Origin of the sequence: Micromonospora sp. NPDC049662 (assembly GCF_040675055.1) — a bacterium.
Taxonomy (GTDB): domain Bacteria; phylum Actinomycetota; class Actinomycetes; order Mycobacteriales; family Micromonosporaceae; genus Micromonospora.
On the sequence record NZ_JBFAOC010000075.1, the window covers coordinates 1 to 12,463 of the forward strand.

The following is a 12,463-nucleotide window of genomic DNA, read 5'->3' on the forward strand; positions in this document are numbered from 1 at the left end:
GCCGGGGACCGTACGGTCCCCGGCGCGCTGCTTGTTCTCCGCCGTCAAGGTCTGCGTGAGACTTTGCAGAAGAGACGAAATTTCTACTGGTTGCGATCATCACATTAACTGTGGTAACTCTATGAGCTTCCGGTGTCCAGGCGGTTCCGCACACTTGAATTCCATCGACTCGGCCGTTTCGGGGAGTGGCGATGAAGAGGCTTCTGAGGTTCTTGGACGCGGCATTCATCACGCTTCAGGCGATATTCGCGCTGACTGCGGTGGTCGTCACCGAGGTCCTCAATCAACGAAATCTGCATCTCACATTCATTGAAGCACTCCTGGCGATGATCGTCATTGACTTCTTCATTCTCTTCAGCAGTCGCTGGAAAGTGCTGACCAGGAGTACCGAGGAAATTGCGAGGACGCTCGCCCATCGGGGAATAGGTGTCGAGTTCGTCGAACGCCACACCTTCGACTGGAGAACCGCTGTGGCGTCGGCGCGTCACGACGTCTTCATCAGTGGTACCACGTTGACCGGCTTCGTGGCCGCGAAGGATCTGTTCGCCGGGCTCAACAGACGTGTGCAGGTGCGCTTCCTGGTGCTCAACGTGGGCGACCTCGACGTCCTCGAGGGGTTTCGGCGGATGAGGTACTCGGACTCCGAGCGCCACAGTCAGCAGCGGTACCTGAATCAGGCGAACCTCTTCAAGGATCTCTACATCCGTTTGCGGGGCAGCGGAAATATTCAGTTCGCCGTGTCGGACCGCATCATGCCCATGGCCTTCATCGCGATCGACGTGAACCGGCTGTCGGAGAATTCCCTCATTCGCGTCCAGCACTACCTGCACGAGAACGAGGCCGACCAGGCGACGGTTTCCTACGTGGTGCGACCCGGCAATCCCACCTATACCCTGTACGCGTCGCAGATCAAGATCCTCTGGGATGCGGCTCTCAAGCAGAACACCTACCTCGACGCGCCATGACAGCGGCTACTTTTCGGCGATCCAGACCGTCCAGGTGTCGCGTTCGACCGCCGGCCAACGAGGAATCCGCTCGACGACGTAGTCGGCTAGTTGACGGATACGCCGGTCGTTGAGCGCGTGGAGCAGGGACCGGCCGCGCCGCAGGACGATCTCCTCGTACAACTCGCCCGGTTCGCGGAACACTTTGCGCAGCTCACAGACTTTGCTGCTGTTGACAAGCCGGAATCCTGCCTCCAGGAGAGCGGCCGTGACATCCGGCTCTCGTCGCCGGCGTTCGATCTCGGTTGCCCTCAGCCGTTCGTCGAAGGCGAGGTAGTAGCCACGGATGTGCTCCGCCGAAGGCGGTAGGAGGACGTCGTCCACCGTGCGGTCCTGGACCCAGAGCAGGCCGGCGGGTTTCAGGATGCGGCGGGCCTCCCGGAAATTGCGGTGCAACGTCGTGAAGTGGTGGATGAGAGCTCTCTCGACGACTCCGTCGAAGACGTCGTCCTCCGCGCCCACGGCCTCCGCGTCGGTCAGCAGAAATGACACGCGGTCGACTCCCTGGCAGTAGCTCCGGGCCGACTCCAATGACAGGTGCGACGAGTCCATCCCGACGACCAGCTGCGGTGCCATGCCCGCGATCGCCTTGGTGTAGATGCCACCGCCGCATCCCAGGTCGGCGACCAACCGACCCTCCGGGCGCATGAGTCGCGCGAAGAGCGTCGACCAGGCGGGGTCCGCGGACCGCCCGACGTAGGTGTCCCGATTGTGAGGATCGTGGAAGTCGATGTACTTGCTCATTTGATCATCGCCTGATCCAGGCTCGCAGCATCAGTCTCCCCGCGCCCTCGGACGCGTCGACGAAGGCATGACGCCCGTGCAGGTAACGCCGGTTGTCGCTGATCACGATCTGCCCCCGGAGCAGCCGCCCCTCGATGTGTAGAGCCTCGCTGGCCATCACGGCGTCGAGGAGATCCATGGCCCTCGTCTCGGCCGGAGTCAGCGGCCGCACCCCCGGCATCGCATGCCCGGACTCGATATAGTCCCGCAGATATGTTAAGTGGTGCGCGCGGTCGTCGGCCCCCGAGCGCTCGACGACCCGCCGTACGATCGTGGCACCGGGTGCGTCCTTGCGCCGCTGGTCGAAGTGGAACTGGTTACCCAGGACGTCGAGGATGTCCGGCATCTGTGCCGACGCCAGCCGCAGGATCTCCTGCGAGTCTATGAAGACGAGTTCACCGCCGGCCGCCGCCTGACGCAGGCAGAGAAGGGCGACGAGATCCGGCACCTCGCCGGGAACGGGTACGCCGTCGGTATGGAAGCTTCCGCCGTCCCGGCTGTCGGAGTAGCGGAGCGTGCGATCCGACAGGTCGTTCCCCCGGTACGTCACCTCTCTCAGCAACTGTGCCGAGGGGCCGACGCTTTGTGGGATCAACGTCCCGAGCGCCTCGCAGATCAGGGGGAAGACGACCCGCAACTGCGGGCCGGAGAGATCGTCGAGCCCGGACAACACCGCGATGCCGCGCGTGGCGAGCACCTCACCGATGCCGCAGGCGTCAACCATCCGGCTCACCTGCCGGCGCCATGTCCCGCGCGGCTGTCGCTCCAGGCGCGCCACGTCGGCGGGATCCATGAACACCTGGTACGGGGTGAAATCCACGACTCATACCTCCTCGGAGTCCTACCGGAACCGATGGGACGTCGTCCTCGTCCGCACGAACGGCGGCCGGGGCCGAGCAGGTGGGCCGACGCCTGCGGGGCGCGTCAGCATCTCGACCAGCACCGGGCCGGTCGCGTTCAGCAGTCGGCCCAGCGCGGTGAGGACATCAGGCGTGGTCGGGCCGCGGAACACTCCCGTGGGCCAGCCGAGGTCGTGCCCGAGGGCCGAGAAGCTGAAGCGGGATCCGAGCGTGTCGCCGCCACCGACCGACTCGTGGCTGCCGTTGTTGACGATCACGTGCCGGTAGTTCGGGACGGTGAGCGCGGTGGGCAGGAGCACCGCTCCCAGATGCATCAGGGCCGAGCCGTCGCCGTCGACGCAGATGACCGGCACGTCCGGGCGGGCCACCGCCAGACCCTGAGCGACGGAGCACGCGTGACCCATGGCGCCGACGCAGTACACGAACTCGTCGAACCGGCCGGGATGGTCCGTGCGGTACTCGTGCACGAGTCTGCTGTTGAAGCCGGTTGAGCCGACGACGATGCTTCCGGACGGGGCAGTGTCCAGGACCAGTCGTACGGCGTCGCGACTGGTCCAGTCCTCCAGTGCACGGCCTCCCGTCGCCGGAGGTGTGGGCGGACGCGCGGCGCCGGCCTCGACCAGGACCGCGGTCACCGTGTTGCTGGCAACCGCCTGCTGGTGGGCCAGGCCCAGCGTGGAGACGACGTCCGACAGGTCGGACGCGCAGGTGGTGCGGAACGGGATGTCCGCCGCGCGGAGCAGGCTCGTCGTGGCGCGGCCCACCGCCTCATGTTGAGGCTCGTCGCCGGCCCAGCCCCGCATTCCGATGAGGAGGACCAGGGGGACGGACTGGACGGAGGCGTGCGTCAGCGAGGTGAGGGGATTCAAGGCGTTCAGCAGTCCCGAGTTCTGCATGCAGACCAGCGCGCATCTGCCGCCGCCGAGCGCCCAGCCGGCGGCCAGCGCCACGGCGGAGCCCTCGTTGGTGCACACGGACGCGTCCTCGCCCGGCTGCTGCCAGATCGGACCCAGGAACGTCAGAGAGGAGTCCGGCACACCGACGACCAGGCCGAAGGTCTCTCTGATTCGTTTGGCTGCGCCTGCCGCCTCCACGCTCACCCGTCCCTTATCGAGTCAGCTTCCGTGCGTTCGGAATGAACTCCTCGTGGCGTCGGATGAATGGCCGTTCCTCGACCTCGCCTATCCATACGCCCTCGAGATTCTTGTACCCGCTGTTCGAGCCGCCGAGAACGCGGACCACCGCGCTCATGAAACCGCCGTGGGTCACGGCTACGAGCGGCGTCGCCGAACCGTCGTGGGTGACTGAGTCGCGCCATTCCAGGAAGCGGCGGAAGACGGATTCGTCATGTTCGTATCCGTCCGGCTTCCGGCCCGCTGCCCGCCAACCCGGCCACTTCTGGTCGACGTCCTCCGGCAGCATGCCTTCCCAGGCCCCCCAGCTTCGTTCGATCAGCCGTTCGTCGACCCGGCACGGGATGTCCTGCGATTCCGCGATCGCCTCGGCGGTCAGGCGGGCCCGTTGCAGCGGGCTGGTCCATACCTGCGAGAACGGGGGGAGGGAGGCGAGCGCCTGGTGAGCCTGGTCGATGCCGGCCCGGGTCAGACGGGTGTCGCTGAGTCCCTGCATCCGGCCCGTGAGATTCCACTCCGTCTCACCGTGGCGCAGGAGGAGAAGCTCCATCTCAATTCCACCCTGATTCCGACTGCAACTTCAGGACCTCCTCCATCGAGGCGAGCGCCAGATCCGCCGGTTGACGTCCGCCCGCTCCGAGGATGGACTGGTACGTGTCGTCCATGGCTCTGACCGCGGCACGCAGCCCCTGATTGGCGTAGATGGCCAGGGCGAAGCCGGCGCGTTGCATCTCCTCGAAGCCTGTCTGGCGGATGGAGGTAGCCAGCACCCCGAGGGGTGCCCTCCCGCGCCAGCCGTCGGCGAACGCCTCCAGCGCGTGCATGTCACTGGATCGGTGCTGGATGATGATCGCGTCGGCGCCGGCCTCGACGTAGGCGTTCGCTCGTTCGAGTGCGTGGTCCACGGAGAACCCCTGGGAGAGCGCTTCGGTGCGCGCCACCACCAGGCAGTCATCGGCGGTCCGGGATCCGGCGGCGGCCGTGATCTTCGAACAGAAGCGATGGACATCATCGAGCTGGTGTTCACCATCCAGGAACGTGTTCCTCTTGGGGAAGGCCTGATCCTCGAGGCATATCGCATCGATGCCCCGGTCCACCGCCTCTCGGGCCAGCCGCCGTACGTTGATCACGTCTCCGTAGCCGGTGTCGCAGTCCACGATGACCGGGTGGGAGGTGGAGCGCTTGATGCGCCAGGCGGCATCCAGCATCTCGTTCAGAGTGATGACACCCTCGTCGACGAGGCCAAGTGAATTCGTGACGCCGAAGCTGCTCACCCAGATGGCGTCGAAACCCCGGTGCTCGGCCAGCCGGGCTGAGAGGGCGTCGTGGGCGCCGGCGACCACCGCGATTCTGTCCCCTGTCAGCAGGTCGGAAAGACGTCTTGCGGGCCTCTCTCGACGTACCGTCACGCTGCGGCTCCTCCGACTAGGGATCCTTGGGCAGGTTGGCACCTCTTCCCGTGATACTGCCGACGATCTCAGTGCTTGTCGAGCGGGCCCGGAAGCGGCTCCGTCGGTATTCGAGGATGATGTCAATCGATGCGTCGGCCAACCTGTCAGTATCGGCAGGTCAGCCCCTCCATTGAATCCCCCAGGCCTCAACGGGGTCGGGGCGAAGAGGTTGCTGGTGCGGCCGCCACCGCTCGGGAAAAACGGGAACGCCCGGTGCGTCCCCTTGCGGATCGACCGGGCGTTCTCCCGTCAGAGCTGCGTTTCGCCGCCGTCGACGAACAGTTCGCTGCCGGTCATGAAGCTGCTCTGGTCGGAGGCGAGGAAGAGCACCGCGTTGGCGATCTCGTCCGGGTGGGCCAGGCGGCCCATGGGCACGGTGGACGCGATCGTCTTGAGCAGGGCGGGCGACTCCCCGGGGCTGGGAGCCAGGCCCGCGAGTCCGGGAGTCTCGGTGGAGCCGGGCACGAGTGTGTTGACCCGGATCTTCCGGTCCATCAGCTCGGCGGCCCAGGAGCGGCCGAACGAGCGGATGGCGGCCTTGGACGCGGCGTAGACGCTGAACGCCGGAATGCCGCTGACCGCCGACGTCGAGCCCGTCAGCACGACCGAGGCGCCCTCGTTGAGCAGGGGCAGGGCCTTCTGGACGGTGAAGATGGTGCCGTAGACGTTGGTGTCGAAGGTGCTGGCGACGTGCTCGACCGTGATCGAGTCGAGCGGACGGAATTCGCCGCCGCCGGCGTTGGCGAACAGCACGTCGAGCCCCGCGCCGCGCTCCTCGACGGCCCGCATCACCCGGTCCAGGTCGTCGAGGTTGCCGACGTCGCTGACGATGCCCGTCGCGTTGACGCCGATGCTGCTCACCGCCTCGTCCAGCGGGCCCTTGCGCCGGCCCGTGACGAAGACGTACGCGCCTTCGGCGGCGAAGCGGCGGGCGGCGGCCAGGCCGATGCCGGTGGTGCCCCCGGTGACGAGGGCGGTCTTGCCGTCGAGCTGTCCCACGATCGGTCTCCTTCGAAAATTGTGTACCGAGCGGTACTGATCCGACCGTAGCAACCCCTGGGCCGTGCGACAAATTTCTGTACCGATCGGTTTCATCGCGGCTAGGATGGGTGCCGGAGGTGATGGACCGTGCCGGTACGAGGGCGTCCTCGGGGCTTCGACGTCGACGAGGCGTTGGAGCGCGCGCTTGAGGTGTTCTGGCGTCAGGGGTACGAAGGCGCCTCGATGACCGACCTCACCGCGGCCATGGGCATCAACAAGCCCAGCCTCTATGCCGCCTTCGGCGGCAAGGAGGAGCTGTTCCGCAAGGCCGTGGCCCGCTACGCCGAACAGGACATGGGGTACGCGCGGCACGCGATCGCCCAGGGCACCACGTACGAGGTCGTCGCCACTCTCCTGCGCGAGAACGTGCTCGCCGTCACCCGACCCGACCGCCCGGCCGGCTGCCTGTCGATCCAGGGCGGCACCGCCTGTTCCAGCGAGAACGGGGGCGTCGCGGAATTCCTCGCCGCCAGCCGTCTGGCCGGTGAGCGGGCCCTCGCCGACCGGTTCGCCCGTGCCGTCTCCGAGGGTGACCTGCCGACCGACGCCGACCCGGCCGCGCTGGCCCGATTCGTCATGAGCGTCACCGAGGGGCAGGCGATCCACGCCGCCGCCGGGGTCCCTCGCGACGAGCTGCGGCAGACGGCGGAGATCGCGCTCGCCGGGTTCGCCGCCGTGTCCGGGGCGCGCCGCCCCGCGACTGCGGACAACCCGGCCTGAGCGCTCACGCTCGAACGAGCGCCGCCACCCCGTCGAGGAGCCGTTGCAGCCCGAACTCGAAGAGGCTGTCGGCGCTGAGGTCGATTGCCGACCGGGAGAGCCGGGCCAGGTGCGGGAACTCGCCAGCCGCGAGTAGCCGGCCCAACGCGTCGGCCTGGGCCACCATCCATTCGTCATCGGTCAGGCCGGTGTCCTGTTCCGCCTCGGCCCCCTGCTGGAGGTTCACCGCCGTCCCCCGCACGTGGTTGGCGAGGGCGACCACCAGGTGCAGCCGGGTGTGCCGGTCCAGCCCGCATCCGGCGAGGGCGCGCAGGGCGCATTCCGTGTGCGCGACGGCGTGCGGGGCCATCAGCGGACGGGTCAACGAGACGACCTGGGCCAGCCAGGGGTGTCGACAGTAGATCGACCACTGCAGCCGGCAGAGCAGCTCCAGTTGGGCCCGCCACCCGGGCGGGAGCGTGCCGGGCAGCCGATACGCGGCGAAGGCGGCGTCCGCCATCAGCAGCAGCAGGTGCTCCTTGCCGTGGACCTGCCGGTACAGCGACATGGTCGGCACGTCCAGCTCGGTCGCGATGCGCCGCATGCTGAGCCCGGCCAGCCCTTCGGCGTCGGCGATGCCGATGGCCGTACGCACCACCTGGTCGCGGGTCACCCCGTGCAGGGGTCCGCGCCGCACCTCGGCCCGTCCGCCCCGACCGGGCGTCGCGGGCTCCGAGCCGGCGACCACCATGCCCACGCCGGGCACCGCCCGGATCAGGTTCTCCTGCCGGAGCGCGGTGAGGGCGCGGCTCGCGGTCGCCATCGCGACGCCCCGTTCCCGGACGAGCTGGCGGGTGGACGGCACCCGATCGCCGGGGCCCAGCTCACCGGACGCGATGCGCCGCCGTAGCTCCGCGACGATGCGCAGGTACGGGGGTGTGGACTCGTCGATCTCCGGCACGGTCGCCCTTCCGCCGGCCGAAGCCTAGCGCACTAGAGCACCCGAACCCGTCCGTCAACATTTCCAGCCGGCCGCTCGTGGGCGCACTAGAGCTACCTGGTCGACCCGTCGCCGAATCGACATGCTCGCCGCAGACGGCCGGTACGCCGTACCGGGTTCGATGATCGGAGACTGTGATGACCAGCATCCCGTACCGTCGGTGGGTCGTCGCGATGGGCGCGACCGCGCTCCTCGCGACGGCAGCGACGGCGGTCGGCCCGGCCGCCGAGGCGGCCGATCGCCAGGGCGCGGCCGTGGTGCGGACCGACCAGGGCGCCCTCCGGGGGAGCGTCGCGCCGGACCACCTGACGTTCGAGGGCATCCCGTACGCGCGTCCGCCGCTGGGCGCGCTGCGCTGGGCCCCACCGCGACCCGGGCCACAGTGGACGGGCGTACGCGACGCGACCCGGCCCGGCCCCGCCTGCGCTCAACTGAAGGGGCTGCCGATGGACGACCCGTCGGCGTCCGAGGACTGCCTCTACCTCAACGTCACCACGCCCCGCACCCCCGCTCGGACGCCACGACCGGTGCTGGTGTGGCTGCACGGCGGCGACTTCCGCTTCGGCCAGGGTGACGCCTACGGCGGGGAGCGGCTGGCCGCCGACGGCGACGTCATCGTCGTCACGGTGAACTACCGGCTCGGTGCGCTCGGCTTCCTGGCGCATCCGGCGCTGGCCGGGCCGGACGGGTCCACCGGCAACTACGGGTTGCAGGACCAGCAGGCGGCGCTGCGCTGGGTGCGCCGCAACGCGACGGCCTTCGGCGGGGACCCGGGCAGCGTCACCCTGGCCGGCCAGTCGGCCGGCGCGACAAGTGTCTGCGCCCACCTCGCCGCGCCCGGCTCCGCGGGCCTGTTCCACCGCGCGATCATGCAGAGCAATTCGTGCGTCCACCCCGTTCAGACCCGGGCGGAGGCGGTCGAGGCGGCGCGGGAGTTGGCCGGGCGGGTGGGTTGCACCGACCCTGGCGTGCTCGCCGCCTGCCTTCGGGGGCGGGACGCCGCAACGCTCGTCGACGCGGTCGGCTACCCGGGCGCGGGCGTCGACCTGGGCCCGGTGGTCGACGGCCGTACCCTGCCGGTGGATCCGGCGGACGCGCTGGTCAGCGGCCGGTTGCACCCGGTGCCGGTGTTGACCGGGACGAACCGCGACGAGTCCACGCTCCAGGTGTGGGGGATGGAACGCAGCGGGATGAACTGCCCCCAGCCGCCCGTCCCGGGGCAGCCGCCCGAGTCGTGCCCGCTCACCGACGACCAGTACCGCGAGCAGGTACGCGCCATGTTCGGCGACCGGGCGCAGGAGGTGCTGGCCCGCTATCCGAGCGACGACACGCGCTCCGCCAGCGAGGCGTTGGGGGCCGTGTGGACCGACCAGGCGTACGCGGAGCCGATCTACTCGGCCGCGCTGGCGTTCGCCCGGACCGTGCCGACGTACCTGTACGAGTTCGCCGACGAGGATGCGCCGTTCTTCGCCGAAGGGCCGACGCCGACCTTCCCGACCGGCGCGTACCACTGCGCCGAACTGCCGTACCTGTTCGACGTCGACTACGCCGAGGCCTTCACGCCCACCCAGCGGCGGCTCTCCGGCGAGATGGTCCGCGCCTGGAGCGACTTCGCCCGGACGGGTCGGCCCGGGTGGCCCCGACTGCGCGACCGCTCCGGGTACGTGCGGGTGCTGGCCGGTGGCGGCGGGTCGGGCACGACGGACTTCACGGCAGAGCACTCGTACGACTTCTGGCGGTCGCTGCGCGGCTGACATCTGAGCAGACGGTCGTTCCAAACGTGGGACCGGCCGCCCGCCGTGCCGAGGCGGGTCAGCAGGGACCGGCGCCCTCGTCGAAGAGGCGGCGCGCCCACTCGGCGTACCCGGCGATGGTTTTTCGGACCGTGCGCCCGTCGTGCAGGAACAGGTACGCGCGGTCGCCGCTGCGGGCGAGCAGCCCGTCGAGCCGGTGTGTCCCCTGTGGAGCGGGCAGCCGGGTGACCGACGGGTAGCGGTCCCAGACCTCCTCGACCGGGGAGCCGGCCGTGATGCCCTCCGGTGTGCGCATCGGGTCGCCGACCCACAGCAGCACCAGTTTGTCCTCGACGAAGACGGGACTGGCCGTGTCGTGGCCGGCGAGGACCGGTCCGCAGGCGTCCAGGTCGGTACGCAGGACGCCCCGGCGGGTCAGCTCGGCCTCGGTGTCACCGAACTCGATGTCGCGCAGGCCGTTCAGGTCGATGATCTCGACTACGCCGGCGGGCCGGTTCGCGGGCATCGGCCCAGCGGACGGCGCACCGCTGCCCGCGATCGAGGCGGCAGTCAGCAGCATGGCAATAAACGTGAATTGTCGCAATTTCATGGAATCCCCCAGTCCCCAACGGGGCTGGGCCGTTCAGGTTGCTGCCCGCCGACGGATTACTGGTTTTCCCACTGTTCGATCAGATCGTCCCAGTGGTCGGCGCTGAGTCGACGCCGCCCGTGCGCCAGCCACCCGGCGGTGTTGCGTTCCAGATGCAACCCCAGCTCGGCGAACGGATCAATCCATGCCCCACGCTCGACGCCGAGCCGGACGAGTGCCGCATTGATCGGCCACTCCTCCCGTGGGGCTTCCAGCACGTCGTCGAAGCGCGGGCCCCAGGACAGCGCCCCGCCGAGCCACACCACGGCCGACTGGTGGCCGACGCCGCCGCCGAACTCCGCCTCCAGGTACGCCACCGGCCCCGAACGTGACCACACGGCCAGCAACTCGACCAGCGGCGGCGACAACACGAGGTCGAACGGCTGCTCGGCGCTGCGGTCGTCCGCCACGTAGTCCGGTAGCGATCCGGTCAGCTCGGCCACCAACTGCGGGGTGACCGGCAGCAGCGCGAAATCCTGACGCAGCTCACCGAGGACGGCGTGGTCCAGCTCGGCGGTGTGCTCGCGGAGCAGGTCCGCGTCCGCGACCACCGCGCTGAGCTGGTACGCCATCACACCCCCGCCGTCGTCCACAACCTGTGGATAGAACATGTGTACGACGGTCGTCCTCGCCGCCGTCCGTGCCTGGCACGGTACGCGGCGCTGCGGAACCGGGCGGCCCGGCGGGTGCGTGGTCGGGGACTCAGGCGCGGTCGCCGAGATCGACCAGGAACGCGCGCCAGGCCGTCGGCGTGAAGGCGAGCGCCGGACCGGTCGGGTCCTTGGAATCCCGCACGCCGACCACGCCGGGCAGGTTGTCGGCGACCTCGACACAATTGCCGCCGTTGCCGCTGCTGCGGGTGCTCTTGCGCCACCGCGCGCCATTCAACTCCATGATTCCGCCACTTCCGTCATCAGCTCGACCGACTGTGAGTGCGACAGCGCCTCGCCGCGCACGTTCTCCCATGCCGCCATCATGGCCGCGATGTCGTCGGGGTCGCTAGCCACTTGTCCCTGAAGCTGGTTGTCCAGGTAGCCGGCGACCCGATGATCGTGGCTGTGCGCGATCACGAACGGCCCGTTCAGTCCGGCGTACGCGCCGACCGAGGCCGGCACGACGTGCACCCGGATGTGCGGCTCGGCGCAGGCCGCGACGAGGGCCAGCATCTGCTCGCGCATGGTCGACCGGCCGCCCACCGGCCGGCGCAGGATCGCCTCGTCGATGACCGCCGTGAACTGCGGCGGGTCGTCCCGCTTGAGCACACCCTGCCGGTTGAGTCGAACGGCGAGGTGCCGCTCGACCTCGCTCCGGGGGATCAGGCCCGCGCCGGCGAGGACCGCGCGGGCGTACGCCTCGGTCTGCAACAGCCCCGGCAGAACGGTCGACTCGTATGACCGCAGGGACACCGCCTCGCGCTCGATTTCCTGCCAGGGACGGAACCAAATGGGGTCACGACGTCTCGCAGTGTCCGGCCAGATGTCCGACACGTTCTTGTGGAGGGCTTCCGCTGCCGCCAGGCGGTGCCGAGGATGCGGGATGCGCCCCTCGGTCAACCAGCGCGCGACGGTCTTCGGGTCGACGCCGACGTTCTCGGCGAGGGATTCGGTGGTGTGCCCGGTGTCGTTCAGTGCTACCCGCAACGCGTCGTTCACGGCCCCTCCATCGGATGTCTCGAATATCTGAGAACCATATAGCTACGCCCTGTAGGTGCCCGGTGACGCGCCGCACTGTGGTCCACAGAAGACGGCGTGGCCGGTGGAGGCGCAGCAGCCCGGCGGTCGGCGTCAGTCCCGGGGTCGCCCCGACGCGGAGGCGGGGTGACCCCTTCCACCAGGAAAGGAGGTCCACCCATGCCGCGCCGTCGCCACCGGAACCACCTGCCGACCCGACCCACCTGGCGCTGTCAGGCGTGCGGCATCGCCTGGCCCTGCTCGGCGGCGAAGCTCCGGCTGCTCGGCGAGTACCGGGGCGATCGGGTCGCGCTGACGATCTACCTCGCGACGCTGCTGAGCGAGGCCAGCGAACACCTCGGGGACGTCGATCCGGCCCGGCTCACCGACCGCTTCCTGGCCTGGACCCGCGCCCGAGGGTGAGCGTTCTGGGCTGCACT

The 12,463-nt window shown here is 69.2% G+C and carries 15 protein-coding genes; 4 read left to right on the forward strand and 11 right to left on the reverse strand.

Going from position 1 to position 12,463, the window contains the following annotated elements; translation table 11 throughout:
* Nucleotides 1-191: 191 nt before the first annotated feature.
* Complete coding sequence (locus AB0J36_RS31435; protein ID WP_357132938.1) at nt 192-965, forward strand: hypothetical protein; 774 nt, start codon at nt 192-194, stop codon at nt 963-965.
* Between the two features lie 6 nt (nt 966-971).
* Here the strand turns inward: AB0J36_RS31435 and AB0J36_RS31440 are convergent, their stop codons facing one another.
* From AB0J36_RS31440 to AB0J36_RS31465, 6 genes are all read right to left on the reverse strand, one after another.
* Nucleotides 972-1,748 (reverse strand): class I SAM-dependent methyltransferase, encoded by a 777-nt coding sequence (locus AB0J36_RS31440; RefSeq protein WP_357132936.1) that lies wholly within the window; start codon nt 1,746-1,748, stop codon nt 972-974.
* A gap of 4 nt (nt 1,749-1,752) precedes the next feature.
* Entirely contained in the window at nt 1,753-2,607 is an 855-nt protein-coding gene (locus AB0J36_RS31445) for a TauD/TfdA family dioxygenase (protein ID WP_357392895.1), read from the reverse strand.
* A 21-nt stretch (nt 2,608-2,628) separates the two neighbouring features.
* Entirely contained in the window at nt 2,629-3,741 is a 1,113-nt protein-coding gene (locus AB0J36_RS31450) for a thiamine pyrophosphate-dependent enzyme (RefSeq protein WP_363661490.1), read from the reverse strand.
* Between the two features lie 13 nt (nt 3,742-3,754).
* Complete coding sequence (locus AB0J36_RS31455) at nt 3,755-4,330, reverse strand: histidine phosphatase family protein (RefSeq protein WP_363661491.1); 576 nt, start codon at nt 4,328-4,330, stop codon at nt 3,755-3,757.
* Between the two features lies 1 nt (nt 4,331).
* Complete coding sequence (locus tag AB0J36_RS31460; RefSeq protein WP_357132928.1) at nt 4,332-5,189, reverse strand: isocitrate lyase/PEP mutase family protein; 858 nt, start codon at nt 5,187-5,189, stop codon at nt 4,332-4,334.
* Between the two features lie 291 nt (nt 5,190-5,480).
* On the reverse strand, nt 5,481-6,230 hold the full coding sequence (locus AB0J36_RS31465; RefSeq protein WP_363661492.1) for an SDR family oxidoreductase: 750 nt from the start codon (nt 6,228-6,230) through the stop codon (nt 5,481-5,483).
* Between the two features lie 129 nt (nt 6,231-6,359).
* Here AB0J36_RS31465 and AB0J36_RS31470 point away from each other — a divergent pair, with 129 nt between their 5' ends.
* Nucleotides 6,360-6,992, forward strand: coding sequence for a TetR/AcrR family transcriptional regulator (locus tag AB0J36_RS31470; protein WP_357132924.1), 633 nt, complete (start codon nt 6,360-6,362; stop codon nt 6,990-6,992).
* Nucleotides 6,993-6,996: 4 nt separating this feature from the next.
* Here the strand turns inward: AB0J36_RS31470 and AB0J36_RS31475 are convergent, their stop codons facing one another.
* Nucleotides 6,997-7,932, reverse strand: coding sequence for a TetR/AcrR family transcriptional regulator C-terminal domain-containing protein (locus AB0J36_RS31475; RefSeq protein WP_357132922.1), 936 nt, complete (start codon nt 7,930-7,932; stop codon nt 6,997-6,999).
* 176 nt (nt 7,933-8,108) lie between these two features.
* On the opposite strand from AB0J36_RS31475, the gene AB0J36_RS31480 reads away from it, so the two are divergent.
* A complete protein-coding gene (locus tag AB0J36_RS31480) occupies nt 8,109-9,725 on the forward strand; it encodes a carboxylesterase/lipase family protein (RefSeq protein ID WP_363661493.1) in 1,617 nt (538 codons plus the stop codon).
* 58 nt (nt 9,726-9,783) lie between these two features.
* Here the strand turns inward: AB0J36_RS31480 and AB0J36_RS31485 are convergent, their stop codons facing one another.
* The 4 genes from AB0J36_RS31485 to AB0J36_RS31500 all read right to left on the reverse strand — a co-directional run bounded on the left by AB0J36_RS31485 (nt 9,784) and on the right by AB0J36_RS31500 (nt 12,005).
* On the reverse strand, nt 9,784-10,278 hold the full coding sequence (locus tag AB0J36_RS31485; RefSeq protein ID WP_357132977.1) for a hypothetical protein: 495 nt from the start codon (nt 10,276-10,278) through the stop codon (nt 9,784-9,786).
* Nucleotides 10,279-10,370: 92 nt separating this feature from the next.
* Nucleotides 10,371-10,925, reverse strand: coding sequence for a hypothetical protein (locus AB0J36_RS31490; RefSeq protein WP_357132975.1), 555 nt, complete (start codon nt 10,923-10,925; stop codon nt 10,371-10,373).
* A gap of 130 nt (nt 10,926-11,055) precedes the next feature.
* A complete protein-coding gene (locus tag AB0J36_RS31495) occupies nt 11,056-11,247 on the reverse strand; it encodes a DUF397 domain-containing protein (protein ID WP_357172713.1) in 192 nt (63 codons plus the stop codon).
* A complete protein-coding gene (locus tag AB0J36_RS31500) occupies nt 11,238-12,005 on the reverse strand; it encodes a helix-turn-helix transcriptional regulator (protein WP_363661494.1) in 768 nt (255 codons plus the stop codon). The genes AB0J36_RS31495 and AB0J36_RS31500 overlap by 10 nt, the downstream gene beginning before the upstream one ends.
* Nucleotides 12,006-12,203: 198 nt before the next feature.
* Here AB0J36_RS31500 and AB0J36_RS31505 point away from each other — a divergent pair, with 198 nt between their 5' ends.
* Nucleotides 12,204-12,446: a flavin reductase gene (locus AB0J36_RS31505; RefSeq protein WP_357392898.1), complete on the forward strand. Its 243-nt coding sequence runs from the start codon at nt 12,204-12,206 to the stop codon at nt 12,444-12,446.
* The last annotated feature ends 17 nt before the right edge of the window (nt 12,447-12,463 follow it).

Bases quoted from the DNA above. Each gene is read 5' to 3' on its own strand.
- AB0J36_RS31495 (WP_357172713.1), bottom strand. From the start codon at position 11,247: ATGGAGTTGAATGGCGCGCGGTGGCGCAAGAGCACCCGCAGCAGCGGC.
- AB0J36_RS31480 (WP_363661493.1), top strand. From the start codon at position 8,109: ATGACCAGCATCCCGTACCGTCGGTGGGTCGTCGCGATGGGCGCGACC.
- AB0J36_RS31505 (WP_357392898.1), top strand. From the start codon at position 12,204: ATGCCGCGCCGTCGCCACCGGAACCACCTGCCGACCCGACCCACCTGG.
- AB0J36_RS31490 (WP_357132975.1), bottom strand. From the start codon at position 10,925: ATGGCGTACCAGCTCAGCGCGGTGGTCGCGGACGCGGACCTGCTCCGC.
- AB0J36_RS31455 (WP_363661491.1), bottom strand. From the start codon at position 4,330: ATGGAGCTTCTCCTCCTGCGCCACGGTGAGACGGAGTGGAATCTCACG.
- AB0J36_RS31440 (WP_357132936.1), bottom strand. From the start codon at position 1,748: ATGAGCAAGTACATCGACTTCCACGATCCTCACAATCGGGACACCTAC.
- AB0J36_RS31435 (WP_357132938.1), top strand. From the start codon at position 192: ATGAAGAGGCTTCTGAGGTTCTTGGACGCGGCATTCATCACGCTTCAG.